Origin of the sequence: Pseudomonas medicaginis, from assembly GCF_965119365.1 — a bacterium.
GTDB lineage: Bacteria > Pseudomonadota > Gammaproteobacteria > Pseudomonadales > Pseudomonadaceae > Aquipseudomonas.
In genome coordinates this window covers 1,135,847-1,162,831 of record NZ_OZ221631.1, presented here as the reverse complement: position 1 = coordinate 1,162,831, position 26,985 = coordinate 1,135,847, and the positions used below count along the sequence as shown (strand labels likewise).

At 55.8% G+C, this 26,985-nt stretch carries 26 protein-coding genes and 1 pseudogene; 13 read left to right on the top strand and 14 right to left on the bottom strand.

From position 1 onward, the window contains the following. Nucleotides 1-13 precede the first annotated feature (13 nt). The 3 genes from ACMTA2_RS04985 to ACMTA2_RS04975 all read left to right on the top strand — a co-directional run bounded on the left by ACMTA2_RS04985 (nt 14) and on the right by ACMTA2_RS04975 (nt 5,555). Nucleotides 14-1,744, top strand: coding sequence for a DUF6119 family protein (locus ACMTA2_RS04985; RefSeq protein WP_413793969.1), 1,731 nt, complete (start codon nt 14-16; stop codon nt 1,742-1,744). Nucleotides 1,745-2,367: 623 nt separating this feature from the next. After that, the gene (locus tag ACMTA2_RS04980) at nt 2,368-4,050 is read left to right on the top strand and encodes a hypothetical protein (RefSeq protein ID WP_413793968.1); all 1,683 of its coding nucleotides are present in this window, start codon (nt 2,368-2,370) and stop codon (nt 4,048-4,050) included. 35 nt (nt 4,051-4,085) lie between these two features. After that, nucleotides 4,086-5,555 (top strand): hypothetical protein, encoded by a 1,470-nt coding sequence (locus ACMTA2_RS04975; RefSeq protein WP_413793967.1) that lies wholly within the window; start codon nt 4,086-4,088, stop codon nt 5,553-5,555. A 165-nt stretch (nt 5,556-5,720) separates the two neighbouring features. Here ACMTA2_RS04975 and ACMTA2_RS04970 read toward each other — a convergent pair whose 3' ends face one another. Together ACMTA2_RS04970 and ACMTA2_RS04965 are read right to left on the bottom strand one after the other, a co-directional pair. Then, complete coding sequence (locus ACMTA2_RS04970; protein ID WP_413793966.1) at nt 5,721-6,086, bottom strand: hypothetical protein; 366 nt, start codon at nt 6,084-6,086, stop codon at nt 5,721-5,723. Between the two features lie 114 nt (nt 6,087-6,200). Then, entirely contained in the window at nt 6,201-6,455 is a 255-nt protein-coding gene (locus ACMTA2_RS04965) for a hypothetical protein (protein WP_413793965.1), read from the bottom strand. A gap of 489 nt (nt 6,456-6,944) precedes the next feature. On the opposite strand from ACMTA2_RS04965, the pseudogene ACMTA2_RS04960 reads away from it, so the two are divergent. Next, nucleotides 6,945-7,504, top strand: a pseudogene (locus ACMTA2_RS04960) (IS5 family transposase); the annotation flags it as partial. Nucleotides 7,505-7,509: 5 nt separating this feature from the next. Here ACMTA2_RS04960 and ACMTA2_RS04955 read toward each other — a convergent pair. The 7 genes from ACMTA2_RS04955 to ACMTA2_RS04925 form a co-directional block, all read right to left on the bottom strand. Continuing rightward, entirely contained in the window at nt 7,510-7,878 is a 369-nt protein-coding gene (locus tag ACMTA2_RS04955) for a RidA family protein (RefSeq protein WP_413793964.1), read from the bottom strand. 26 nt (nt 7,879-7,904) lie between these two features. Then, entirely contained in the window at nt 7,905-9,137 is a 1,233-nt protein-coding gene (locus tag ACMTA2_RS04950) for a D-amino acid dehydrogenase (RefSeq protein WP_413793963.1), read from the bottom strand. Beyond that, nucleotides 9,137-10,564, bottom strand: a complete 1,428-nt coding sequence (locus tag ACMTA2_RS04945) for an amidase (RefSeq protein WP_413793962.1) — start codon at nt 10,562-10,564, stop codon at nt 9,137-9,139. The genes ACMTA2_RS04950 and ACMTA2_RS04945 overlap by 1 nt, the downstream gene beginning before the upstream one ends. Before the next feature lie 4 nt (nt 10,565-10,568). Next, on the bottom strand, nt 10,569-11,252 hold the full coding sequence (locus ACMTA2_RS04940; RefSeq protein ID WP_413793961.1) for an amino acid ABC transporter permease: 684 nt from the start codon (nt 11,250-11,252) through the stop codon (nt 10,569-10,571). Continuing rightward, entirely contained in the window at nt 11,249-11,905 is a 657-nt protein-coding gene (locus ACMTA2_RS04935; protein ID WP_413793960.1) for an amino acid ABC transporter permease, read from the bottom strand. Before ACMTA2_RS04935 ends, ACMTA2_RS04940 begins: the two co-directional genes overlap by 4 nt. Then, complete coding sequence (locus ACMTA2_RS04930; protein ID WP_413793959.1) at nt 11,905-12,693, bottom strand: amino acid ABC transporter ATP-binding protein; 789 nt, start codon at nt 12,691-12,693, stop codon at nt 11,905-11,907. Before ACMTA2_RS04930 ends, ACMTA2_RS04935 begins: the two co-directional genes overlap by 1 nt. 78 nt (nt 12,694-12,771) lie before the next feature. Further along, on the bottom strand, nt 12,772-13,641 hold the full coding sequence (locus tag ACMTA2_RS04925) for a substrate-binding periplasmic protein (protein ID WP_413793958.1): 870 nt from the start codon (nt 13,639-13,641) through the stop codon (nt 12,772-12,774). A gap of 159 nt (nt 13,642-13,800) precedes the next feature. Here ACMTA2_RS04925 and ACMTA2_RS04920 point away from each other — a divergent pair, with 159 nt between their 5' ends. Beyond that, nucleotides 13,801-14,829 carry a GlxA family transcriptional regulator gene (locus ACMTA2_RS04920; RefSeq protein WP_413793957.1) on the top strand — a complete coding sequence of 343 codons (1,029 nt, stop codon included), beginning with the start codon at nt 13,801-13,803 and terminating at the stop codon, nt 14,827-14,829. A 31-nt stretch (nt 14,830-14,860) separates the two neighbouring features. Here ACMTA2_RS04920 and ACMTA2_RS04915 read toward each other — a convergent pair whose 3' ends face one another. Then, nucleotides 14,861-15,799, bottom strand: coding sequence for an AraC family transcriptional regulator (locus tag ACMTA2_RS04915; protein WP_413793956.1), 939 nt, complete (start codon nt 15,797-15,799; stop codon nt 14,861-14,863). A gap of 25 nt (nt 15,800-15,824) precedes the next feature. Then, nucleotides 15,825-16,658, bottom strand: coding sequence for an oxidoreductase (locus ACMTA2_RS04910; protein WP_413793955.1), 834 nt, complete (start codon nt 16,656-16,658; stop codon nt 15,825-15,827). A gap of 28 nt (nt 16,659-16,686) precedes the next feature. Between ACMTA2_RS04910 and ACMTA2_RS04905 the strand changes: the two genes are divergently transcribed. From ACMTA2_RS04905 to ACMTA2_RS04870, 8 genes are all read left to right on the top strand, one after another. Next, entirely contained in the window at nt 16,687-16,812 is a 126-nt protein-coding gene (locus ACMTA2_RS04905) for a hypothetical protein (RefSeq protein ID WP_413793954.1), read from the top strand. A gap of 44 nt (nt 16,813-16,856) precedes the next feature. Continuing rightward, nucleotides 16,857-17,372, top strand: coding sequence for a sigma-70 family RNA polymerase sigma factor (locus ACMTA2_RS04900; protein ID WP_413793953.1), 516 nt, complete (start codon nt 16,857-16,859; stop codon nt 17,370-17,372). Further along, entirely contained in the window at nt 17,359-18,339 is a 981-nt protein-coding gene (locus ACMTA2_RS04895) for a DUF4880 domain-containing protein (RefSeq protein ID WP_413793952.1), read from the top strand. Before ACMTA2_RS04900 ends, ACMTA2_RS04895 begins: the two co-directional genes overlap by 14 nt. Nucleotides 18,340-18,460: 121 nt before the next feature. Then, the gene (locus tag ACMTA2_RS04890; RefSeq protein WP_413793951.1) at nt 18,461-20,833 is read left to right on the top strand and encodes a TonB-dependent siderophore receptor; all 2,373 of its coding nucleotides are present in this window, start codon (nt 18,461-18,463) and stop codon (nt 20,831-20,833) included. 272 nt (nt 20,834-21,105) lie between these two features. Further along, entirely contained in the window at nt 21,106-21,384 is a 279-nt protein-coding gene (locus ACMTA2_RS04885) for a type II toxin-antitoxin system RelE/ParE family toxin (protein ID WP_413793950.1), read from the top strand. An 8-nt stretch (nt 21,385-21,392) separates the two neighbouring features. After that, nucleotides 21,393-21,698 (top strand): HigA family addiction module antitoxin, encoded by a 306-nt coding sequence (locus ACMTA2_RS04880; RefSeq protein ID WP_025211727.1) that lies wholly within the window; start codon nt 21,393-21,395, stop codon nt 21,696-21,698. A gap of 495 nt (nt 21,699-22,193) precedes the next feature. Then, complete coding sequence (locus tag ACMTA2_RS04875) at nt 22,194-22,466, top strand: hypothetical protein (RefSeq protein ID WP_413793949.1); 273 nt, start codon at nt 22,194-22,196, stop codon at nt 22,464-22,466. A 106-nt stretch (nt 22,467-22,572) separates the two neighbouring features. After that, the gene (locus ACMTA2_RS04870; RefSeq protein ID WP_413793948.1) at nt 22,573-24,000 is read left to right on the top strand and encodes a Fic family protein; all 1,428 of its coding nucleotides are present in this window, start codon (nt 22,573-22,575) and stop codon (nt 23,998-24,000) included. Between the two features lie 413 nt (nt 24,001-24,413). On the opposite strand, the gene ACMTA2_RS04865 is transcribed toward ACMTA2_RS04870, so the two are convergent. The 3 genes from ACMTA2_RS04865 to ACMTA2_RS04855 all read right to left on the bottom strand — a co-directional run bounded on the left by ACMTA2_RS04865 (nt 24,414) and on the right by ACMTA2_RS04855 (nt 26,737). Further along, nucleotides 24,414-24,884: a DUF6392 family protein gene (locus ACMTA2_RS04865; RefSeq protein ID WP_413793947.1), complete on the bottom strand. Its 471-nt coding sequence runs from the start codon at nt 24,882-24,884 to the stop codon at nt 24,414-24,416. Nucleotides 24,885-25,302: 418 nt separating this feature from the next. Further along, a complete protein-coding gene (locus tag ACMTA2_RS04860) occupies nt 25,303-25,593 on the bottom strand; it encodes a hypothetical protein (protein ID WP_413793946.1) in 291 nt (96 codons plus the stop codon). Between the two features lie 694 nt (nt 25,594-26,287). Then, complete coding sequence (locus ACMTA2_RS04855; RefSeq protein ID WP_413793945.1) at nt 26,288-26,737, bottom strand: DUF2247 family protein; 450 nt, start codon at nt 26,735-26,737, stop codon at nt 26,288-26,290. Nucleotides 26,738-26,985 lie beyond the last annotated feature (248 nt).

Below are 26,985 nucleotides of genomic sequence, written 5' to 3'. Positions count from 1 at the left end.
GTAGAGATCCAAGATGGCACGGAACGCTGTTAACTCGATCACTGTCAGGCTACTCAAGCCTACAAAAACACCGGCAGATGCAATCAGCGCCACCTATGGGCCAGGCGGCGCGCGAGCGCTGAAAGATCAGGACTGGGATGGCGACGGTGAAGGCACCGTCTACTATGGCCAAGTCTACGACACTGTACCTGAGTGGCTGAGCCTCCTTCAGGGCTTTGTCAGCGATCCTTTCGACGCGCTGCATTCAAGTGGTTCAGCGGCGATTTTGTTCTTGAGCGTTGAGCAGAGGTGGATGGCGTTGTGCTTTGGATATGCACATATCGCGCTGAACGAGGATGCTTTCGTGCATCAATTTGGGCTGAAGGTTGCCTTAAATACTGTAAGACGAGGGAGTCTTCTGAGTCTCGACCTCGCGACTCCGGATGCGGTCACGTTTCAGCGGCGGGTTCAAGCCAGTAAGCTTTCCGACTTTAGTCAATTCGGGGTAGACACTCTGCGAGATCTCGCAAGGGTTGCAGGAGGCAAACCCGAAGACGACGCTTTCGCCAAATTCGTTGCAGGCAAAGATGCCCTCAGCCTGGACACTCCCCTCACGCCGTCGCAGTTCCACAGCAAGTGCGTCGAGATCCTGAATGCCTTCAAGTCGAAGGCATATAAGAAAGACTATGCTTGGTTTGACAACGTCAAAATTGAGACGACCCCATCTCGCCTTAGACGCTTGGACAAACTTCTCTTCCAGGAAATTCAAGCCATCCGGAGCGGCTCAATCAGCCTACTGCACATGTCCCCTCCGGAGATCCAAAACTACGTTGAGGGGGCCGCCCTCCAATATTCGGGCTTCAACAGCCGCAAGCCTGAATTCACTAAGCTTTCGATCGAGGATTACGCCGCCGAGCTTAATCGACTGGGTTGCACGCACACGATTCAGGAGATAAAAACCTCTCACAAGATCCGCACTGAAAATCTGAAAACCGGAGCTATTGAGCCCGGATGGAAGGTTTATGATTGTCTCAATTGGGAGGCGACCCTGCCAACACCAACACCTACAAACTACGTATTGTTCGCAGGCAAATGGTACAAAATTTCAAAAAAATTCAAGGACAGAGTCGATGAGCACTTTGATAGTATTGAGGACATCGTAGTCATCGGGCCGACCCACTGCCTGAACGAAGAAGAGCTAATCGAAGACCTGTTAAAAAATCGGTCAGATCTGATCAAGCTTGATCGTACAAAAATCAATCCAGAAGGCGTTGTCGCCGCCAACCTGGAGCCATGCGACTTCTATTCAAACGATAAACACTTCATTCATCTTAAAGATGGGGAGTCATCTGGGCCGATAAGTCACTTGTGGATGCAGGGTGTCGTCAGCGCCGAGGCTTTTGTTGCCGACAGCGAGTTTCGCCGAAAGCTAAAGGATACGGTCGCGGCGACGAAAGGCGGATCTGCCTTCGTCGGAACCCTGCCGGACGGGCGCAAGCGAGAGGTGGATCGGGGCGAGTACACCGTTGTGTACGGGATCATGCGTCACAGGTATGTTGACGGTACTATCGGCATTCCGTTTTTCAGTAAGGTCAGTTTGATGGCCGCCTGCGATAGGCTTAGACGCACGGGAATGAACGTCCGTAAGGAAATCATCGAGAAATTGACGCCCAAGCCTCCGGTGAAAAAGGCCAAGTCAAAACGACCTTCAATCAAGGCCAAAAAGCCGACCTCGGGCTCCCATAAGCGCCCTGTTGCACCTTAAACCCCTTCACTATTAGGCCTGCCCTCACAAAAATGGGAGGTAAAATGAAATACAATTTTGCACGGTATTCCAAATGGTATTCCAATCAAAAATAAACATAAATATTATCTTTAAAAATCAGCTTCTTACTGAACAGATTCAAATTACCCCGGCCCACCATTTCATCATCTAAAGACGTCCACGGACGTCTTTTTTTGTGCCTGAAATCCAGTGAATACGGGGGTTCAGCGCTATTTGGCTCCGCAGAGTTTTTTTAGTTACAGCCGTGTGTGCTGGTTTCTCACTCAGCACCTGAAAGAGCACTCTGACGTCACCCGATATTACTATCGGCTCACCGCTCTATTGGTCTGAAAGCGTTGAGGGAATGACCGAGAAATGCTAATCAGCCGTTCGAATCGTGGATAGGCAGCTTTCCAGTCTCGCTTGCCCGCCTTCATCTGTTTCAATGTGGATATCTTCTGCTGAATGGAACCGGCTCGAAGAACAGCGCCGCAATGGCAAAAAACGACCGCTACTTGTTTGTGGCCATCATCGTCAGTCAACAAGGCTGTACCCGGACGACACATCTTGTTAGATTCGATCAATATCAAAAAGCCATCAACCGCTACTGACAAGGACGTGCCATGACCAACGTTAACGTTTACCTGCGTGAGAATCTCGGCAGCGTTTCGAACAAGATGTCCATAGCTCCGCAGATCGACGAAAAAAAGCTCAACAACGCAGTCAAGTCATTCGCCTTCGGTGGCAGCCCTTCCAACGTGGTCGCCCTGCTCGATAACACACTGCTGGGCAGCGGCAAGGACGGCATTCTGTTCACCGGTGAACAGCTCATTTATCGCGCGTCATTCTCCGACCCCGTCAGTGTTCCCTATGCGTCAATTGCCTCGGCGGAATACGTTGAAACCGTCACCGGCAGCAAAAGCGACAAGATCGAAGTGTCGCTATTGGTTCGCCGCAACGAAGGTAGCAGCCTGTCCATTACCGGCCTGCTGAACTGCAACTACCGCAAACTGGCCGAGACGCTGCAAGCCTGTGTGCAAGACTTCAGCGAGTACAAGGAAGAGCGCCAACTTGTTTCCATCGATGAACTGAGCGAAGCGCTGAAAGTGGCTTACGTTCAGGCGGTCATCAATATGGCCTACGATAACGACGACATAATCGACGACAAGGAATTCGCAGAAATCCTGCAGTTGATGACACGTCTGGACCTGAGCCCCGAAACCCGCTTCACCCTGCGGGCGTACATGGGTTCCAGCGATGCGCAAATCCCCCTGGAAACCTTGCTGGCGCAAATCGATAGCCAAAGCCCGGCCGGTCAAATCAAGGCGCTGCATATTTCACTGGTCAAGGATCTGATCAACCTCTTCTACAGCACTGGTGGCCGGGATATCGGTGCGTTCGCGTTTCTGCAAAAGAACCGTGGGCTGTTAATAGTCAGCGACGAAGAGATCGAACTGGCCGTGCTCGCGATTAAGAACGACCACGACATGCTTCGCGATGACATGACCGATGACCAGATTGTCTCGGCCCTCAAACTGCTGTCCGCCAAAGCTGCGGCGGTGGGCACGCCCTTGGCGGCGGTGTATTTGTCGGGTTCGGTGGTGGGCATGTCCGCCGCCGGGCTGACTTCCGGCCTGGCCAGCCTGGGCATGGGGGGGTTGCTCGGGATGTCGGGGATGATGACAGGCATCGGCGTCGCAGTGTTGATCGGCGTAGGCACCTATGCCGGCGTGCGCAAGTTGACCGGCGCCAACGAGCTGACCCGCTCCAAACGTCGCGAGCTGATGCTCAATGAAGTGATCAAACAAACCCAACTGACCATTTCCCTGGTGATGAAAGACATCAACTTCATCACCGGCAAACTCAACGAATACATCCTGGCCCACGGCGCTCAGGACGAGAAAATCAAGAAGCTACTGGGCCTGATGACGCAAATGACCGGCGCCGGCACGGTACTGACCGACAAATCCAATTCCGCCCAAGCCAGCGCAACCAAATTGCGCTGCGCCCAGTACCTAGACGAAGGCAAGCTCAAGTCGCTGACTCGCGAACCGACCAAAGCCGAACTCTATGACTTCATCCTCGGCTTCTATGAGGAACGCTCGGTCGTGGTCGCCGGTAAGGACGCCGAAGAACAAACAGTGACCAAACTCAGTATTAAACGCGACAAAAACAGCAAGGAATTGGAAAGCCTTGCCAGAGCCTTCGAGGCTATTGGTTACTTCAACGTAAGCGACGTCCTCAAAGGCACGGCGGCAGACGTTGCCGGCAAGGCGCGTGAGAAACTGAGCGGTCTGTTCTCATGACGCAGAAGCGCTTTCTGGACGATCAGGCCCAGGCCATGCTCGTCCAGCAGCACCAGTTAGACACGACCAATGCTCACATGGACAGTATGCTCAGTTCCCTCAACAGCTTGAGCCAGGACCAGCGCAGCAACGACGCACTGCTCGACAGTCTGCTGGCCCAGGCGCAGAGCATCGTCGACGAGCAGGACATAGTGTTCGTCGTCGAAGAGCAAGACCTGGTGGTCTTCGATGAATACTTGCTGGATGCACCGTCGGACTATCAAACGACGCTGCAACCCCTAGCGTTGCTCGACACCATTGACATCGATGCCGACGCCGATTGGCCGACCTACCTAGTGCAGTTGGAGAACTACGCCACGCGGCACGACCTCGCCTTCGCCCAGGACCCGTTCCGCGACTTGATGACCGACAGCCAGCGCATTGCGCTTGAGAAACGCATCAAGGACGAATTTTCGATAAAAGCTGCGGCCTGCGACAAATACGACTACATGATTGCCGGCACCTGCGGCCTGATCGGCGGCCTGGTGGATGTGCTGTTCGTCGGAGTTCCCGGCAAAGGGGCACTGAGCAAGTGGACGGACAACCAGACCGACAACGCTGTGCAGCGGTTCGCCAAGTTTAACGGCTGGAAAGGTCCGGGCAAGGCTGGCAAAGAAACCGCCAGCGCCATAGGTTTTCTCGAGAAAAAGTTCAAGATCAACTACGACCACGGCACCACCCATGACACGGGCGGCGCTGTGAAGAATATGTCGCTCAGCAACCATCACGTCAAAAGCCTCGGCCATTCACCGGATCTGGTCGGGATGTTTTTTTCCATCCTCGATCAGTTCAGCAACACAGCGCACTTCGTCGACAAGGGTAAGCTGATCAGCATCAATACCGACACCTTCGAGCTCAGCGGCAGCAATGTAGTCGCCAAGGTATTTGCCGGTTTCTTCAATTGGTTGGGGCATTTGTTCTCCGACATGGCCGGCTCGTCGGGTGGCCGCGGTAAAGTGGACGCCGGGCGCGGTTCAGGCATTCCAATGCCCTTCTACTCGCTGCTGCAATTTATCAATGTTGGCTCTTTCGGACAGCATCGCCAGACGTTTTCGACCATAGCGGTGAAAGTCTTCGAGTCGGGCTACGACTTACGCCACGGGCTGGCAATGGCGATCCCTGTGCTGATCACCGAACTGCTCACCCGTATGATGTGGGTTATAAAACGGCGCTTTTATCATGAACAGGATTGGCGCGACTGCGTCCCTTCTGCCAACAATCCAGAGTTGCGCCGAATGCTGCTGATCGGCCACGGCACGTTGTGCCTCGTCGATACCACCGATGCGGCCCTGCGTTCGGGCGGCAACATCGTCGCCTTCATGTTACGCAGCAACCTAGTGGCCTGGACCCGGTTCGGGACGCTGGCGATCAAGGAAGTCAAAGCCTGCTACATGGCGGGGTCGCTGGATGTGGAAGCGGTGGATGCCTATCTGGATGCGGAATGTGCGCGGTTGACGGGCATTTGACATAGTCTGTGAGAAAGAGAAAAGGAGATAGATTTATTTATCAAAACAAATAAATCTGTCCCCTTTTCACTCCATGTTGATTTCTCTGCAAGGTAGATAGCTTTTGGTTAAGGGGCCGGCCTTAGCCGGTCCCGAGTGAGCGAAGCGAACGACTTGAACCAAGTCTTATATATTTAGCCACACCAATAATTCGCCTAAAAGATTTTGTGTTACACCTGATTTATTTAATATTTCAATAGCCTCCTTTGTGGGGAGCAACATAGCGCTATAGACCAATAGTAAAAAATTAACGCCTAGTGCGGCCCATTGGAATTTTGAGGTTTTTCTGTTTTTGATACCGTCAGCTAATGTTAGCGCCATTACTGCTGTGGCAGTAATTCCAAAAATTGCTATCGCATGGGTTGGACCGAATATTATGGCGGCTTTCACACTCACGAAGGCTAACAATGCAATTAAGCAGGCGGCAAGCATTTTTAATAGAGGGCCAATAAAGGCTTTCAGAAACCATGGCTGGAATTCACCGTGAGACATAGAAATTTCCCTAGAACGTGATGAGCATATAACGATTAATCTAATAGGCGAGCAAAAGCGCAGCTTTTGCAAGTCCAGCGAGCGAAACGAACGATGTTGAGCTAATTGTTACATTCAAAAGCTCTTGGTCTTATTAACGCCTTTTTCAATTGATGCCTTTCTAAGGGCATCCTCTGACTTTATTCTTTCGGTCTGATTTCTCTCCCAGTCCTTGCGAAGCTCCTCATCCCCCTTTAAATAGGTGACTTCCAAATCTATACTTTTTTCAATAATCCTCGTGTATGCCTTAATCATTTCGGCATTCTCTGGATGCTTTTCTATCATGGACTCCAGAAAATCCAAGCACTTTATGACGTCACGATTTCTCATAGCACTCTCCTTGAGCATAACTATAAATTTACACCAAGTAGCGGATAACTCCCTGGACGGGCGTGGTGTATAATGCTCCTTGTTCCTTTAGCTATCCGTGCCTAGACTGGGCCTTTCAGCGTACAGATGGGCGTATAAGGGAGTTATACACCAATGGATGGCAGCCATGTTCGCTCGACCAAATGTGGGAGCAATTCGCCTGCGACACTACTCGATCCTCACGGAGCGTGTCTATTGCGAGTGGGTTACGCCGTGCAGCAGGAATAGCTCCGCTGAGGTCGAGGCAACTCATGCGAATTTCGCAGTGTGTTGCTGCGTCTTCACCAGTACTCGGCACTAGGCGCCACCTGCTCTGATCCTGACCGCCAGATCCCCACATACCGACAGACTCCCCTAGGCTCTGTACGAAATCCCGAGAAACCCAATTGGCGCTCCTTGCACGCTGAGATTTTGTAGAGTCACCCGCCATCAGAGGAAAGGAATTCTGTGATGGCAAAGCGTTATGAACTCTCGGATGAGGCCTGGGATGTGGTCTCCGATCTCTTCATCGAAACTCATGGCCGGGGGCGGCCTCGACTGAGCGACCGACTGATGCTTGACGGCGTGCTATGGGTGCTCTGTTCGGGTGCTGCATGGCGAGATATGCCTGAGCGCTTCGGCCCATGGTCAACGGTGTATCAACGGTTTCGGGGCTGGCGAAATCAGGGAACGTTCGAACAGATGCTCAAACGCTTGCACCTGAGATTGAATGAGCAGGGCTTGATCGATCTGCAAACCTGGATGATCGACTCAACAGCAGTACGCGCAACCCGGGCCTCATCTGGCGCCGGGAAAAAAGGGGGGCTGACGAGCCTGCCGATCACGCTCTAGGCCGTAGTCGCGGCGGCCTGACAACCAAAATCCACATGCTTTGCGACGCCAACGGAACACCGTTGCGTTTCCTCCTCTCTGGCGGTCAAGCCAGTGACATCAGCTACGCACAACCACTGTTGGACGAGGTCAGAACTCCATCGAACCAACGTGGCCGTCCGCGCAAGCGCTGTAAATGGCCCTCTCAAACACCATCAGCAGCTCTCACAGCTATAACCATAATCTCCACCAACACCTCAGGCCGCGCCAGATTCGCCTGAACAGTGGCCCGCGCCGGAGCACTATCAACTGGCAGCCATGCGTCCCACACCGAATTCATTGCCGCGAAATCACGCTCAATATCTTTCAACCAGATCTGTGCGCTCAAAAGCTGCCCCTTGTCGCTGCCCGCCAGCGACAACAAGGCTTCTATCTTGGCCAGCACCTGCTGCGTCTGCTCTTCGATGCCAACCTGTAGATCCGTGGGCACCTGGCCGGAGAGGTAAAGCAGGTCGCCATGACTGACCACGCCGGACATCCGCGCGCTGCTCTGAAAACGTTGAATCGTTGCCATCGGGTTTATTCCATGAATTGGGAAAGTTAAAGCGCTGTGCCGCCGATTAATCGGACCAGACGTTGGGCGCTACCAAATGCCAAGGTCATGCCCAGGGCGCCCTGGCCGCAATTGACGTACAGATTGTCACAACCACTGACTCCCAGAATCGGCCGCCCGGTGGGGGTCGCCGGACGCCAACCGGTCCAGGGCTGACAATCATCGGCGTTCCATTCCAAGCCGAACAATGCCTGCGTTGAGGCTTTCAGTTGTTCGATACGCTTGATGGGGATCGACGCATCCAGCCCACACAACTCGACCATCCCCGCGACGCGCAAGCGATCACCGATGCGGGCGAACACTGTTTTACGCCGCATGTCAGTGACGCTGACCGTCGGTGCATTCATCGAATCAGTGATCGGCAACGTAATGCTGTATCCCTTGAGCGGGTAGACCGGCATGCGCACGCCGAACGCTGATAGCAACCCTGCGCTGTAAGCGCCAGCCGCCAGCACGACCGCTTGCGTCCCTAAAAGACTTGGGCCTTCGATGGCGTGGTGAATCTCCAACGCGGTGATGCGCCCGCGTTCACGCCGGAAAGCGGCAACCTCACTGTCGAACAGAAAACGCACACCCTGCTCGCTCAACAACCTCGCAAGCTCCTGACAAAGCTTGCGCCCATCGACCGCGCATTCGCTGTCGGTATGGACCGCACCGTGAAACGCCGTCTTATAGCCCTCTAGTGCAGGCTCGATTGACAAGGCTTCGGCGGGGCTGACGATTTTTTGTTGCCTGGCGCCTTGGGCGGCCTGGAACTTCACCTGATCGCAGGCCTTGCGCAGGCTTTCAGCATCGGGGTACAGCACCAGTTTTCCGGTACGGGCGAAATCGCACTGCACCTTTTCCTGACGGATGAAGGCGTCCAGTGCCAGCCGACTTTCATGCGCCAGTTCCAGCAACTCGACAGTGGTCTGGCGCGAAACGGACGTACGGCAGGCCGCGAGAAATGCCAGACACCAGCGCCATTGTTCCAGGCTCCATTGCGGCGAAAACTTCAGCGGTCCGTTGCGCGCCAACAGCATTTTCGGAATGCCTGGCAACAGAGAGGGATCGGCCAGCGGTTGCACATAGCTGTAACTCAATTGCGCCCCATTGGCAGCACTGGCCCCCATGCCGGCCTCCCCCGCACGCTCGATAACGGTGACGGTATGACCGGCCTTGTGTAGAAACCAGGCACTGCTCAAGCCAACGATTCCAGCGCCGACGACACAGATGTCCATTACGCCACCACCCTGTCCGACAGGTCCCAACCCACAGGCCGCCGTTGGTGCCAATCACTGACTTGCTGGTAGGCATGGGCGATCCGCAGCACCAATGGTTCAGCGAACGCACGCCCGACAATTTGCATCGAGACCGGCATACGTTGCTCGTCGAAGCCCACCGGCAGCGCCACGGAACAGAGGTTGAGCAGGTTGGCGAAACGGCCGAGCAAGGCCAGCGGCGTGCCGTACTCATCGACCTGATTCAACGGCACACTGCCAATGGCATTGGTCGGAAACGCACAGGCATCAACATTGGACATGGCCTCGTCCATGGCTTGACGGGCAGCACGTCGCTGGTTGTGCAAATGGATATAAGCCGCCGCATCGATGGCGCGCCCGCTCAGCACCCGACGCTGCACATGAGGATCGAAGCGCAGATCATCGCGCTCGAACAGGCTGCCAAGGCTGGCGTAGCCTTCGGCGCTCATGAGCCCACCGGCAACGCGCATGCACTGCTCCAGCGAAGTCGGTAGCGGCTGTTCGACCAGATGCATGCCCAGTGCGGCCAATTGCTCAAGCCCCTGGTCATAGGCTGCCAATACGCCAGGCGCGATGTGTACGCGTTCGGTCTGTGGCAGCACCCAGATGCGCAGGCCGGCCACCGGGAGATTCAAGCCTGCCGCGGCACTGAACACTGGCGACTTGGCCGAGACCGGATCCAGCGGGTCCGGCCCCAGCAGCGCGTCAAGCATCCACGCGGCGTCTTCGACGGTGTGCGTAATCGGCCCTACCGAATCCAGCGATGGGCACAATTCAATCAAACCGTGGCGGCTAACCAATCCACGCGTGGTTTTCAGGCCAACCAGACCACACATACCCGCAGGAATCCGCACCGAGCCGCCGGTGTCGGTGCCCAACGCTGCGCTTGCCAAGCCGCCGGCCACAGCCACCGCTGAACCACTGCTGGAACCACCTGGAGCACGATGCACGTCGGGGTCCCATGGGTTCCACGGCGTGCCCATCACGGCATTTGTGCCCCACCCTCCGAAAGCGAATTCGACGGTGTGGGTCTTGCCCATGATGATCGCCCCGGCGCGCTCCAGTCGCTGCACTGCCGTGGCGGTGAGCCGAGAGATACGCGGCGTCTGTGCCAGCGAACCACCGGTTATGGCCTTGCCGTCGATGTCGAACAAATCCTTGATCGCAACCGGAATGCCATGCAACGGCCCCAGGTTGACACCGGCGGCCCGCTGCCGATCGGCCGCGATGGCGGCACCGAGCGCGCGCTGGGGATAGGCCTCGACATAAGCATTGAGTTGACCGTTGAAGCGCTCGATCCGCTCCAGTTGCGCGCAAACCAGGGACTCGCTCGTGAGCGCTCCGGACGCCAGCGCTTGCTGCAACTGGCCAATACTGTGGGAAGCGGTTCGATCCTTGATGTTCATGTGTTCAACCTCGAATGGTTTTGCGCCCGCGAGAAAATCGTGCTTCCAGCGCTCGCGACAACAGAGAAAGAGGGAAAGCGATGACGAAATAGAACAACCCCACCAGCAGGAAAATATGCATAGGCAAAAAGGATTCGGACGCGATGGCCCGGGCCGCCAGCATCAACTCATCGGTGGCGATCAAGGCGCACAGGGAGCTGTCCTTCATAATCGACACATAGGCATTGAGCAACGGCGGCAACATGCCGCGAATGGCTTGCGGAAAGATCACGGCGGTGAAGGCTTGCAACGGCGTCAGGCCGGTGGCGATGGCCGCCTCACGTTGGCCTCGATGCAAGGAGTCCAGTCCACCGCGCAGGATTTCCGCGACGTAGGCCGAGCCCTGCAAGCCCAAACCGATGGCGCCGGCCCAATAACCAGACAGCGTCAGCCCGAGGCTGGGCAAGGTGAAATACAGCGCCAGCAGCAACGCCAGGAGCGGCACCGCACGCATACCCTGGATGAAGAACACCGCCAGACGTCTGAGCAATACGCTGGGGCTCTTCATCGCCCAGGCCAGTAACGCGCCCAACATCGCCGCCAGGGCGAAGCCCGTCAGGGACAGCTCGGCGCTGACGCGTGCGCCGAGTAGCAGGCGCGCGACCCAGTCGCTCCAGTATTCCGGGTATTGCTGGAAAAAACTGATCATCGCGCCGCCCCCAGATGACGTTCAAGTCGGATGAATCCCACGCCAATGGGCAGGATCATCGCCGCATAGATGCACATCACCGCCAGATAAATCAGCGAGGTCTGGAACGTGGATGTCACAAGGTTGCGGGCAAGGAACATGATTTCCGGCACGGCAATGGCCGAGGCGATGGACGTGTCCTTGATCAGTTGCGTGACATAGTTGGCATAAGCCGGCAACGCGACGCGCAGGGCCTGGGGCAAGAGGATGTAGCGCAGAATCTGCATACGGTGCAGGCCGATGGCCTGCCCGGCTTCATGCTGGCCGACGTGCAGCGATTGCAAGCCGGCTCGGAACGTATCGGCCAGCACTGCGCTGCCTACCAAGCTCAGACCGACGATGGCCGCCAGCCACGCGGGCAGATTGATGCCCAGATAGGACAGCCCAAAGTAGATCAGAAACAGGTGCGCCAGCGCAGGCACGTTGCGCATCCATTCGATGAAACAGGCGATGGCGCCGTGTACCAGTCGCGATCGGCTGAACGTCAGTAAAACCGCCAGCACCAGACCGCCCACGCTCGCCAGCACCAAGGTGCAGAGGGCGATTTCCAATGCGTTCATTGCGCCTTTGAAGAGCAAGGGCAACAGCCCGAGGAAAGCTTCCAGATTCGCCATCAAGCGCTCTCCACTGCCATGCGCCCAAGAAAACTACGGGTACGTTCGTGACAAGGGTGGTCGATCACTTGCGCCGACGGCCCCTGTTCGACAATGCGCCCGCCGTCCATGAAGATCACCCGATCCGCTACATCACGGGCAAACCTCACTTCGTGGGTGACCATGATCATGCTGCGGCCCTCTTCCGCCAGCTCGCGAATCACGGCCAACACTTCGCCCACCAACTCGGGATCCAACGCCGAGGTCGGTTCGTCGAACAGAATCACTTTCGGTTGCTGGGCCAAGGCCCGGGCGATGGCGACCCGTTGCTGCTGACCACCCGACAATTGTTCGGGATACGACTCGGCCTTGTGCCGCAGATGGACTTTTTCCAGCATCGCGTCGGCCAACTCATACGCCTGCTTGCGCGGCATACCTTGGGCCTTGATGGGGCCGAGTGCGACGTTATCGCGCACGCTCAAGTGCGGCCAGAGATAGAACAACTGGAACACCATGGCGATCTCGCGGCGCTGCGGCGCCATCTCCCGGTCACTCATCAGGCGTAACCGCTTACCGTCCTTGACCTGCCCGATCAGCTCGTTCCCCAGCCAGATCTCGCCACTGGTTGGTTTTTCCAGGTAATTGATGCAACGCAGACAGGTGGACTTTCCAGAACCGCTTGGGCCAATCAGCGACAGGGTCTCACCGGGCTTCAACTCCAGGCTGATGCCCTTGAGCACCTCCAGATCGCCATAGTTCTTGTGTAATTCATGCACGCGCAGCAACGCGGCGTCAGACGGGCTCGACATCTTGGCTAACCTCTTTTTGTTATAGGCCTGGCGATGACTCGGTGCATCGGCATGAATCCGCCCCATCGCCTCACACACTTATTTGCAGCCAGGTAGCGTCCAGTCCGCTGGGCGATCGACGCCCAGGCGCAGGTCCTTGCCTTCGGGCATGAACCAGACATCCTGAGTCAGGCCGTAGCGAGCGCCGATCTTGCGCATCTCACAGTTTTTCCAGAGCGTCTGAATCTGCGCGTTGACCGCCGTCACCAGCTCCGGACTGGCCTTGTTGAAGCCGAACACCACCTGACCCAAGCCAGTCAGCAATGGGAAATTCGGATCGTTGTCGACAAAGGCGTTGAAATGCAGGTGCCATTGCTCATTGCGGGAAATGGCGTATTGCATGACCGGTGGATCGCCGATCACCGCATCGATGCGTCCGGCGAGCAGATCGCGAACGGCCGCATCGGACGTGTCGTACAGGGCGACTTGCAGGCCATCGATCTTGCGCATCTCAGGGATGAACGAAAAGCCGGTGATGGTGCCGACTTTCTTGCCTTGCAAATCCTTGAGGCTGTTCCAGTTGGTCTTGTCTGTCTGGGTAATACCGTTTTTGAAATAGTGGATAGGGTCGCTCAAGGTCATGATTTTCGAGCGTTGCTCGGTCCAGCCCATGGTGCCTGCCATCACATCCACTCGCTTGGATTGCACCGATGCGATCGTCCCGGACCACTCCATTAATGCCGGTTTGACCTTAAGGCCCAGTTTTTCGGAAATTTGTTGAAGGATTTCACCGTCATAGCCGACCATCCGACTGTCTTGATAGCCTGTTCCTGGCATATCACCACTGAAGGCGATGGTCAGGCTTCCCGGCTCGACTGTCTCCAATGCGAACACCGGTGCCGCAGCCAGCACGGATACCAGAAACCCTGCACAAATCCCGGAAAAACGCTTACCTTTGGACGTCTTCATCGGATGCTCCTCGAATAGTTTTTATGGTGGCAGCAGAACGTTTCGCATAGGCCCATCGTAGTGGGACCGGCGGTATAACTTGTTGGATGCTTTGCACGAATGATTGAACATTTGCGACATTCTGGCGGCACAGAGCCCGTGCCCCCCAAGGAAAGCCTCGTGGACGGGCTCGATCATGGGCAGGCGCGGCATCCACCCCTGCGCCGCGGCACCGCCGAGTTGTCTATTGGCATCATGTTGTGGCCACGCTTCCCCTTGCTGTCGCTGTCAGGGCTGACCGATGCGTTGCGGCATGCCGCCGATACGGGCGATCAAAGCCGCCCCATACGCTGCCAATGGAAAGTACTCGGCACGCCCGGGCAAAGAGTCATTTCCAGTAGCGGACTGGACGTACCGATCGACAGTGAACTCACTGACCCGGAGCGTTTCGACTACATCGTGGTGATTGGTGGATTGCTCGATTCCATCGAGGCGGTGCCGAAAACCTATCCCGCGTTCCTCCACCAGGCCGCGGCTGCACAGGTGCCGTTGATCGGCCTGTGCACCGGTAGTTTCGTACTCGCGCGACATGGCCTGATGGAGGGGCGAACGGCGTGTGTCCACGCCTATCATGGCGACGACTGGAAGCAGCGGTTTCCCACGTTGCGCTTTGTCATCAACAGAGACTTTCTGATCGACCGGGACCGGATTACCTGCGCTGGCGGTGTTTCAGTTATCGAGCTGGCGCTTCATCTGATCGGCATGCATTGCGGGCCGGATCGTGCCGGCAAGGTTGTGCATCAGATGACGGTGGCAAAGAACACGTCCAACAGTTTCGTCGACCGACGCAAGGCACTCGGATACGCCAGTTCATCCAATCGTCGATTGCACGAAGCCGTGATGTTGATGGAAAAACACATGGCCCAGCCCCTGGATATCGAGGCCATTGCGCATCTGGTCGGCACCAGCAAACGGCAATTGGAACGCCTGTTCGTCGCTGAAACCAACAGCAGCCCGGCCCAGTTCTACCGCCAGGTCCGACTCCGGTTCGGCAGATGGCTGCTGGTGAGTTCCGATCGCCAGATTGGCGAGATCGCCTTTGAATGTGGCTTCGCCGATGCGCCTCATTTTATTCGGCACTTTCAGAGCATGTTTGGCCTCTCCCCGGGAAAGTTACGCAAAGCCTTGATGCAACAAGAAGGGAAGTAACGCCGCACGGGCTTCGACCGTGTCGTCAGCGCTAATGCGACGACACATAAATGGACGGCGTGGCAGGCGCCGGCAATGCATAAGTCGCCTTCATCCACTCCACCTCTGCCTGGGGTGTTCGCCCAAACAGGCGCTTGAACTCGCGGCTGAATTGCGAGGCGCTTTCGTAGCCCACGCTGAACGCCGCCGTCGAGGCGTTCATGGCGTTGCGCAGCATCAGCAGTCGCGCCTGGTGCAGGCGCGTCGACTTCAGGTATTGCATGGGCGAGGCGTCCGTCACGCTGCGAAAGTGCAGGTGGAAGCTGGGCACGCTCATGTTGGCTTCCCGGGCGAGCGCCTCGACATCCAGGCGCTCTTGGTAGCTGCTGTGGATCTTGCGGATCACGCGGGTGATCTGGCCGAAGTGGCCCTGGCGACTCAGCGCCGCACGCATCGAGCCGCCCTGCTCGCCGGTGAGGATGCGGTAGTAGATTTCCCGCACCAGCGACGGCCCGAGAATGGCCGCGTCGCCCGGTGTGCTCATGGCTTCCAGAAAACGCAGCGTCGAGGTGTACAGCCCATCATCCATGGGCGAGGCGTACATGCCCTTGGGCGGGGCATCGCTCGGGCCGAGCGCTTCGTCAACCTGCAGCATCAACGCGCTCGCCAGTTGCAGGTCCAGGCGCATATACACCGCCAGCATGGGCTCCGCTTCGCTGGCGTCGGTTTCCATGGTGAACGGCACGGGAACGGACACCACCAGGTAATGCCGGGCATCGTAGACGTAGACGTCATCCCCAAGGTAGCCGCGCTTGCGCCCCTGGCACAGGATCACGATACCGGGGTCATACAGGACCGGCGTGCGGCTCAATGGCCGGTTCGAGCGCAGGAAACGTACGTCCTCCAGCGCACTGAGGTTATAGCCTTCCACCGGCGCCAGCCGCTCCATCAACGCCACCATGCGTGCGGTGCGCGGATCAGCCTGGGTCATTCCACTTCTCCTTCCTGCGGGTCGCTCAGCCGTCGGTCGAACGGGTCAGCGCTTCCCACTGATCGATCTCACTGGCGGCCCGACTAAGCTTATCGCGCACCAGGTTCAAGGCGTCACTGCCCAGCAGCAAATGGGCAGGCGGCGTCGGGCTGGCGATCACCTGCAACATCGCCCGCGCCGCCTTGTGCGGATCGCCGAGTTGCTTGCCGCTCTTCTCCTGGCGCGCCTGGCGAACCGGGTCAAAGCTGGCGTCGTAGTCGGCAATGCTGCGCGGGGTGCGCTGCATCGAACGACCGGCCCAGTCCGTTCGAAACGAACCGGGCGCGACGGCCGTCACGAAGATGTTGAACGGTTGCAACTCCTTGCTCAGGGTATCGGAGATCCCTTCCAGGGCGAACTTGCTCCCGCAGTAATACGCAATGCCCGGCATCGTGATGGTGCCCCCCATCGACGTGATGTTGAGGATATGCCCGGCGCGACGCTGGCGGAAATAGGGCACGAAGGCCTTGGTCACCGCCACCGCGCCAAACACGTTGACGTCGAACTGGCGCCGCAGCTCTTCCAGCGGCGATTCTTCGAAAATGCCCTCGTGACCGTAGCCGGCATTGTTGACCAGCACGTCGACCGGGCCGTGGGCGGCTTCTGTGGCGGCGACCACGCTGTCGATCCGGGCGAAGTCGGTGACATCCAAAAGAACGCCGTGGGCCCGGTCGGCGGACAACTGCTCGAAGGCCTGCAGGGCCGCCTCGCTGCGCACAGTGCCGATGACCCGGTGTCCGGCCGCCAGCGCTTCCTGGGCCAGGGCGTTGCCGAAGCCACTGCTCACGCCGGTGATGAAGAAGGTTTTTTTGCGGTGCATGGCGAACTCCTGTCGGTAGGTGTCCGCCATGGTAGTCACCGGCCTGCGGGCCACCTATGCCGGTTTGCCTCGCAACCTTGCCTATTCCTATCAGGGCGAGAACACCGTGATAAGTGTCAGGGCCGGCAAATTTGCCCTGGCGTCCCCGGCCTGAATATAATGCGAGTCATTATCAATTATGTAGTTTCCGGGATGCTGATGCGCAGCAACGACTCACTGGGTGATGCCGATCTCGCGCTGCTCTATCGCAGCCACCATTCCTGGTTGCACAGCTGGCTGAGCCGGCGCATCGGCTGTCGCGAAAGCGCAGCGGACCTGGCGCAGGACACGTTCGTGCGTCTGCTCAAATCCCGTCAATCAAGCCCTTTGCGCGAGCCCCGTGCCTACCTGAGCAGCATTGCTCGCGGGCTGATGATCGATCGGTATCGCCGTCGCGAGCTCGAACGCGCCTACTTCGAGAGCCTCGCGCTGCTCCCTGCCCAAGAGGCCCCCTCCGAAGAAGAACGCTTGCTGATTCTTGATAGCCTCGAGCGGATCGATCGGCTGCTGGACCTGCTCAAGCCAAGGGTGCGCGAGGCGTTTCTGCTGGCACAGCTCGACGGTTGGACCTGCCAGCAAATAGCCGAAAAATTGGGTGTTTCCCGCTCCACGGTGGAACGCGACCTGGCCAAGGCCCTGCAACACTGCTATCGCTTGCGTTATGCCGAACAGTGAAACGCAGGCGCCGGATCCGGCGGTGGTTGACCAGGCGATCCACTGGCTGGTGCGCCTGCGCTTCAATCCTGCCGATGAGCAAACTCAGCGTACATTCGAGCACTGGCTGCAGCAGCATCCGGAGCATCGGTCAGCGTGGCAGCGTGTAGAAGCGCTGGGCGATGACTTCGCGGGCATTCCACCGGCCCTGGCCCGGCACACCCTCAAAGGCAGCCAATCCGGCATGCGTCGGCGCCAAAGCCTGAAGCTATTGGGTGGGTTGGCCACGTTGGGTGGCGCCACTTGGCTAGGCCGGGACTACACGCCGCTGCCGGCGATGCTGGCCCAGCAGCACAGCCGGACAGGCGAGCGAAAGCGCTTCCAACTCGATGATGGCAGCCTTATCCAGCTCAACAGCGACAGTGCGGTCGACAGCTATTTCGACGCACAGCGGCGCCTGATCATTCTGCGACGTGGTGAAATCATCGTGAACACCGGCGCAGATGCGGGCACGGCTCAACCACGTCCTCTCTGGGTACAAACCCGCGACGGACTCGTGCGTACCCTCAATGCCCGATTCCTGGCGTACGCGCGTGATGATGCGACCCTCCTCGCTGTTCAGGAAGGCACCGTCAGCGTATTGCCTGGCGGCCGTCAAACCCCGGCCAACGACACCGTCCAGGCCGGAAGCCAGCGGCTCTTCACGTCGCAGGGCGTTCGTGAGTTCAAGAGCAACGGCCTGGATGTATGGAGCTGGAGCGACGGGGTGATCAGCGCACGCGATATGCGCCTGGGTGATTTTGTCGAGGCCTTGTCACGCTATCGCCCCGGCGTGTTGCGCTGCGCCAAAGAGGTCTCGGACCTACGGGTTTCCGGCACCTTTCAACTCGCCAATACGGATCGGGTCCTGGCATTGGTGGCGCAGTCACTGCACTTACGGATTGATTATCGAACCCACTATTGGGTGACGTTGAGCGCCGCCAGCTAAGTTTTCTTCGCCGCATATCAACATCAAATAAAAATGAGGTGATTTCTCATTCTCGTTCGGCATGTAAGAAAAGGCCGACCTACAGGCCGATCTGCCGATCCCCTTTCCACGGAGCGAGTTAATGAGTGCGTCCCCGGTTCCCCAGCGTCATCTACTGAATCGTGCCATCCACGGTGCGGTCTTCGGCGTCATCGTCAGCAGCTACGCGCTACCCACCCTGGCGCAGCCCTCGACCGTTGAGCAGACCCACCAGGTGCACCAGTGGAACATTCCTGCCGGTCCCCTGGCACCGGCACTTGACCGCTTTGCTCGCGAGGCGGGTATCAGCCTTTCCTTCGATGCTTCAAGCGTAGCGAACCGCAGTACCCGGGGCGTGAGCGGCACACTTGATACGTCCGAAGCCCTGTCGTCGTTGTTGCAGGGGAGCGACATGGCGATACAGCAGCAAGGCCCGAACGCTTACTTGCTGACGCCGCAAACCCAGGCAGATGCCGAACTCGAGGAGTATCGCCTCGCGCCTATCCTCGTCAACGCCAAGGCCAGGATCGATGGCACCGAAGACGCCAACTCGGTGGTCGCCCAGGAGCTCTGGGTCGGCGGCAAGGTGGCCACCAGCATCCTGAATACGCCCGCCTCGGTGTCCGTGGTGACCGACAAGGAAATGCAACAACGCAGCGCAAGCACTACCGAAGAACTGCTGCAATACACCCCAGGGGTGATTACCGACTATTACGGCACCGACGACCGCAATGATTACTTCCAGATCCGCGGCTTCCAGGCCACGACCTATCGGGACGGCCTGACCCTGGGTTCGATGCGTGGCGTGCGCGAGGAACCGTTCGCCTATGAACGCGTCGAGGTGATACGCGGGGCCAATTCCACACTGTTCGGCCCGGCCGACCCGGGCGGCTCGGTGAACTTTGTGAGCAAGAAACCGCGCTTCGAAAAGTTCGGCCAGGGCTATGTCACTTACGGTTCTTTCGACCATACCGAAACCGGCATCGATGTCGGGGACTCGCTGAACAAAGAGCAAACCTTGGCCGGTCGTTTCACGGCAAAGATGCAAGACAGCGACCGCGAGTACGACCATTCCCAGGACGACAACAAGTTCGCGATGGGCGGCCTGACCTGGTCCCCCACGGACTTCACGTCGGCCTCGGTGATCGTGGACTACCTGAAAACCCAAAGCTCGCCCAACAGCGGCGGTTACCCGCTGGACAAGGAGTACGACCGGGACAAGTTCTACGGCGAGCCCAGCTACAACTTCCACGATGTCGAGCGCACCAACATCAGCGGCACCTTCAGCCATGATTTCGACAATGGCTTCGTATTGCGCAGCAACCTGCGCTACAGCGAGCTGACCGATGATTTCGGTTACGTGTTCCTCAGCGACTCCCCGACCCGCACCGGCACCACGGTCCCGCGTTATATCTTTGGCACCGACAGCGAAGCCGAGCAACTGAACGGCAACTTGATGCTGCAATACGATGCCCGCTTCGAAAACATCGACAGCAGTACGTTGGTGGGCGTGGAGTATGGCGACTCTTCGACCGAGGAACGCTCCGTCTACGCCACGACAGGCCCCATCGACCTGGCCAACCCCGTGTTCACGGGTGTGCCCAGCGGCGTAGCGCCCTATAGCAACAACAAGCTCGACACCAAGACCAAGGCCGTATTCCTGCAGCAGAACTTGTCCTTCTACGAGCGCTTTATCGTCACCGCCGGTGTACGCAACGATTCGATGGATCTGTCCAGTACCGACATCAACAACGTAAGGGAATCGGACAACTTCTCCGAAACGTCCTATCGCGGCGCGCTGACCTATATCGTCAACGACGAAGTGTCCACCTACGTCAGCATGGTGGAGTCGGTCTCGCCGCCAACGGTAGGGGTTGTCCCGAAGACAGGCCGGCAATACGAAGTGGGTGTGAAGTATGCGCCCATCGGCATGGACGCGTTGTTCTCGGCGGCCGTCTACGACCTGACCCAGGAAAACGTCAGCATCGCCGTCGTACTGCCCAGCGGTGTCATCGAGCAACAAACCGTCGGCGAATCACGTGTGCGCGGCCTGGACCTGGAAGCCAAGGCTGAGTTGACTCCCAACCTGAGCCTGGTGGGGGGCTACTCCTACATGGAGTCCGACGTGTTGCGCGGTACGTTGTACGACGGTAGTTCACTCAAAGGCAATGAGTTCGCCACGGCCCCCAAACACTCCGCATCGCTGTGGAGCTATTACAACGTCCCCGACACCGATGTCAGCGTTGGCCTGGGTGCGCGTTATGTGGGTTCCTATTACTTCGACGCGGCCAACACCGGCACCAGCGATGGCACGACGCTCTTCGATGCGGCGTTTAACTACAAACTCTTCAAAGGCACTGACCTGGCGGTTAATGTCAGTAACCTGCTGGATGAACAACATGTGGTGGGTTCGGGGACTGCGAACTACTACAACCCGGGCCGTGAAGTGACCGCGAAGCTGAGTTACAACTGGTAAAGAGCTGGTCGTTCATGATTGAGGCTCGGCCTGATGCGGGTCAGTCATTGAAGGGCGTAAACCGACGAAGGGGTTCAAACCCTTCCGACTTTAAAAAGTAATCATCGAAAATCATTCATTTAGAGAATACAAAACTGCCGTTTTATACCTAAAGAGTTGATTCTGAAACGTAAGGGGGGCTGAGCCCACTGACAGAAGGTACTCAGCAACCAGTTGGGTACCCCAGCAAACGATGTAGACTCACCTTAACGCATAACGTTAAGCATTAAGAGATGATCAGAAGCTTCAGATGCGCCGACACCCAAGCTCTTTTTGAAACCGGCAAAACCCGGCGCTGGGCAGCCATCCTTTCAGTGGCAGAACGAAAGCTGGGCATGCTCGATGCTGCGGTCGATCTCAACGACCTGCGCTCCCCTCCTGGAAACAGGTTGGAGCAGCTGTATGGCGACAGGGAAGGCCAGCACAGCATCCGGGTTAACGGTCAGTACCAGATCTGTTTTGTCTGGGGCGCCAACGGCCCCGAAAATGTAGAAATCGTAGATTATCGCTGAGGTGAGTCATGTTTAAGAATGGCATGAGGCCCGTACACCCTGGAGAAATTCTCAAAGAAGAGTATCTGGAACCGCTTGGCCTTACCGCAGCTGCGCTTGCAAGGGCGTTGCACGTTTCTGCCCCCACCGTAAATGACATTGTCTTGATGCGCCGTAGCATCAGCGCGGATGTTGCTTTGCGCCTGGCCGCCGCATTGGAAACGTCAGCGCAGTTTTGGCTGAATCTGCAGACTGCGTATGATTTACGTACAGCTGAGATTGCTAAAGGGGAACAGATTCACAGGGAAGTGGAGAAGGTTCCTCACTGCGCATAACCAGCACAAAACAGAAATTTGAGCCCAGCAAAATAGCTGGGCTTTTTGTTGGGCATAAAGACATCACGCGTTTGCCGCAAGCGTTTTTTGCGCCAGGACGACGAGCGACTAGAGTCAGCCTATATGCCTGGCCCCGTCACGCGAGCCGGCAACCTGGCCAGCCGATCCCAACCCTCGGCGCGGCCCCTGGACAGTTCAGCAACGGCAATGTGTGCAGCGTCAGTTGCTCCAGCGCAGGCACCGAGGCTGAGGTCATCCGCGACGCCCCTCTCTCGTGGCGAGGGAGCTTGCTCCCGCTGGGCTGCGCAGCAGCCTCATACCAACGAAGCAAAATACCGTCGCTGACAGGCTAAACGTCCTACATCAAGCTCGGAAAACGGCGTCTTGTAGCTCCCGGACAAGGCGGCCAATATTCCGTCGTCGTCCTAAATGGCGACTCGGGTTTGGCGACTCGATTAACGAGGTAGCTCCTTTCAATTGAATGAGGCACTACCTATGAAACGATACATGCCCATCACTGGCATCGACTGCATCCCAGCCACCCTGCTCATCGACACCGAAGCCCCGCTAGACGTCCTCTTCGAAACCGCTGACTACCGCATCCGCACCGTGACCCAACTGCTGGAGAACATCGCGTTCCGCTCGGATATCAGCTCCGATACGTTGGTGCTCTCCGACCTTTGCAAAATGCTGACGATATCGTTGCGCGATGGGTGTGATGTGATGGATGTGATTGGGAGACGGTTGCGGGCGCAGGCGGCTGAGTAAATGAAAACGGGCGACCTTTGTCCCGACCCTCGGGGCGACTACATCCATCTACTGCGATGAGCTGTGGCGCAGTTCGTCAAGAACTGCGCCACATATTTAATCCGAAATGGCGCAGTTCTGGGAACTGCGCCATAATTGCGCCAAAATCTCCTCAAACAGCGCCAACACAACCATGCCTTCGACCACCGACATACTGAACAGTATCCAGGCCTCCAGGAACGGGGTGAGCCTCTCAGAGCTCTTGACCAGGCACCCTGAAATTGCCCGGCGAACGGCGCAGCGCATCCTTGCAAACCTGATCGAAAGCAGCCAAATCACTGCGCAGGGCGAAGGCAGGGCACGGCGTTACTTCGCAACAGAACACCGGGCTGAAACCCACGTCCTGAACACTGACACCGATGCCTTCCCTACCTTCATTCCATTATCCGCAGACAGCCGGGACATACTCGCCTACATCAACCAGCCTACAGAAGCGCGCAAGCCTGTGGGCTACCAACGTGACTTTCTGGACGCCTATCGCCCTAACGAGACATGGTACTTATCTGAGTCGTTGCGGCGCCAATTGCATAGGATGGGCAAAACCGCTGATGCGACGGAGCCAGCAGGCACTTACAGCCGGGCGGTCCTGAATCGCTTGCTGATTGATCTGTCGTGGGCATCAAGCCATCTGGAAGGAAATACCTACTCACGGCTCGACACCCGACAACTCATCGAGCAAGGCAAGGCAGCACAGGGCAAGGCCGCCATAGAAACGCAGATGATCTTGAACCATAAGACAGCTATCGAGCTTTTGGTCGAGAACATCGAGAGTGCCGAGTTCAACCGCTATACATTGATGAACCTGCATAGCGCCTTGGCTGAAAACCTGCTGCCCAACCCAGCAGACGAAGGCCGAATTCGTCAGCACGCCGTCGACATAGGGAAAAGCACCTATCGCCCACTCTCAACGCCACAGCAAATTGAAGATGCACTGGACGTCCTGCTGGGCAAAGCCAATCAGATCGCTGATCCATTCGAGCAGTCTTTCTTCATGATGGTGCACCTGCCCTACTTGCAGCCCTTTGCCGACATCAATAAGCGCACATCCCGACTGGCAGCGAACCTCCCCCTGTTCCGTGCCAACCTTTGTCCGCTGACCTTTCTGGATGTACCGGAGCAGGCCTACAGCCGAGCCACATTGGGCGTGTACGAAATGACCCGTGTAGAGCTGCTTCGCGACTTGTATATCTGGGCTTACGAACGCTCGACACTGGAATATCTGGCAATCAAGCAAGATCTTGCGGAACCGGACCCTTTACGCCTGGCATGGCGAGACTTCATCAAGAAGACCATTCGGGAAATCATCACTCAGCCAGAGCTTGATCCGTTGTCATGTATTCAACGCTCGGTAGCGGAATATGTTTCAGAAAAAGAGCAGCCGGAAGTGCAAGCACTGATCGTCGAAGAACTCCGTCGCCTGCACGAAGGGGTGCTCGCACGCTACGGGTTACGACCATCAGAGTTCATGTCCTGGAAGTCGCTCCATGGCCACTGATGGATGACCACCTCCAAAAAAGGGGATTTATTTATAACCCGAGCAAACCAAGAAATCTGCCCCTCTGAGTTTCACAAAATAAATCTGTCCCCTTTTTCCAAAACATGGAATAGAGCATTTACTGACAGTAGTTTCTTTCCGAGTACTGTTAACAGCCAGGCAATCATAAGTCTAGGAGAGCTCATTACCTAACACCTCCCTTTAATGCACTCTGTACAGATGGATTTTGAGTTACCCCATCCTTCAGGATAGTAACGAACGTTCCATCGGGCTTGGTAACAACCACATCATTACCCTTAGCTCTGAGCAAACCAAGAAATCTGCCCCTCTGCGTTTCACAAAATAAATCTGCCCCCTTTTTCATTGGTTACTTTCGCACCAACTAAAAGTCACATCAGTACTTAACTTGTTGCTCAGCCCAGAGCAATACTTGAAATAAGTGTTGCTTTCCACAAGCGGCCATTTTCCGAAAACTCCATGCGTAGAGTGTATGTTTCAAAATCGTACTTTAGCCATTTCTGCACATAGCCGATTAACATATCGACTCTACCTGGTGCCTCTTTGCTAGGCGGGCCTAACTCTGCAATAACATCTTGAAAATTCCATGTTTGAGCTTTACGACCAAGCACATCTGCCTTATATGGCGAATACCCCTCATGGCGCTGCACAAAAAAATGAATATGGTTTAATTTCCCCGAGCGAAATCCTAGCTCCAAGCCGGACTTAATAAACTTATAAAATCTTGTCTTCCCTTCGGGATCATTATAGCTATCCGGGGTCTCTGAAATAGCTGGCGGCTCTCCTACCTTCCGATACAACTCAGTCACCATTGGCCCACCTTCATCTTGGCCAAGAGCTCGAACAAAATCCGACCATGTATTCATTATTTAATAACCCCTGTTGTACGATTTCTTTCCACTATTTTTTGAACAGCTTCATCCACAAGCTTGGAATCATAACCTCGCTTGTTCAAATTTGCTCGCAGTGCATCTGTGTCACGACAAACTGCACCGCACAGATCCGCCGCATCTTGCTGAATCTGAGCAGGAGAGAAAAAGGAGAAAAAGGAGAAAACGAGAAAAAGGGGACAGATTTATTTTAGAACACCGAGCAAGCCAATAAGCCCGCGCTATTTACACATCATAAATAAATCCGTCCCCTTTTCGCAATTTATAAACCAAGAAAAGCAATGAGCCTAGCCCTCTGCGCTTCACAAAATAAATCTGTCCCCTTTTCATAAAAACAAATCCATCTCCTTTTATTGCGCCATCTAATCAACCAAGAATGACGAGAAATAGAATGTTATTTTTTATCCTCAAGATCGCTCAATTGATAACGCATTCTGTCAAACCCAGAATCCAGCTTACTCACGCTCATATGCATTAGCTGAGTCAACCCACCGCCAAAGTCACGGGACACAAACTGACTAATATCAATGAATCTGATACGCACGACATCAGCCTCTGCCTTTTCAGAGGTTGAAATCGATAGAAATAAATCATAGGCCAACCCATCGTCATTCAACTGAATGCTAAGGGCATGCAAGCAGTTGTGAGCAATAAGCAACTCATTCAACTCCGACACTTTAATCATCGTTTATCCTCGTCTCCTTCCCCTTGGATCCATAACCAGGACCATATTCGTATGTATGAGGAAAGGGGACAGATCTATTTATAAACCAAGGAAAGCAATGAGCCTAGCCCTCTGCGCGTCACAAAATAAATCTGTCCCCTTTCACTTCTTTCCCAAAATAAATCTGTCACCTTTTCATTGATGGCCTGCATGGGTCGGGATCTTGTTTTGTGTGGTGCAACACAAGCTGCCGACTCATGCAGGTCTCTTCAACATTCCAACTTCTTGATTTTGCGTCAGCAAAATTCGGGGATTCCTCAGAATCTGTCCACTTTTCATTCGAAAGAGAACACCTGACAACCGAAAAGCAACAGGCAATTACGCCTGGTGCTGACCGCAGGTAAAACAACACCGGCGCGAGACCGGTGCCAGGTGAATACTGTATTTGTACTCTTGATTCAACTTTTCCCGCTGAGATTTTCTCTCCATGGCGCAAGCAAACCTTCCTGAAGAACTCGATCAACGACGCCATCATCAATACTACCAACATAGGTAGTATCCAATTGAAACTCAAAGGAAAGGCTGGCTTTTTCAGATAGCAAAAAGGGGACTAGCAAAAAGGGGACAGATTTATTTTAGAACACCGAGCAAGCCAATAAACCCACCCCCTCTGACCTCATAAAATAAATCTGTCCCCTTTTCGATTTTTGCTAAATCATGAAGACAAAAACTGACCCTGCAGTTTCTTCACTACCCAACTCATCGCCACTAGTGGAGAAACTTCCCCCTGGGAATATACGCTGCACAAAGCCATATCCTCTGGATAGTCAAAATCCGCATAAACCTCTTGAAGTCTACACACCTTATTTTCCTCACTATCATCAGACCGACCAATACATAACAAAAATGCCAGCCGCCACTTATCCAGATCCGAGACAGCATCTTGGCCTTGTTGTTTTTTCTCGATCAACCCAAGAAGCTCTTCATCACTTAAGTACTCCCCACCAGCAATCAGGGCAAGTTCCTGACCAGCATCCTCACTCATCAACTGACCGATAGCATAATCGAAAACATCTGATCTTTTCACCCAGCCTTTTCGAAACCCTAAAAAAATGGTCGACCAGCACACCAACCCTAATTCAGACAAAATTTTGAATGGAGACATTTTCCCTCCTTATCTTCTTGGAGTTTGGTTAGGTCGCCCGGTGACCTGACCACCGGGAATGAAACGCCGATGTGTTACCTTTCCTTCATCAACAATCCACTCAAATACACCGTCAACTCCGTTATTGCTGCCTTCAATTTGCCTCAATTCGGAAACCCTTACTACCTGAAAAAAGGGGACAGATTTATTTATAATCCGAGCAAACCAAGAAATCTGCCCCTCTGCGTTTCACAAAATAAATCTGTCCC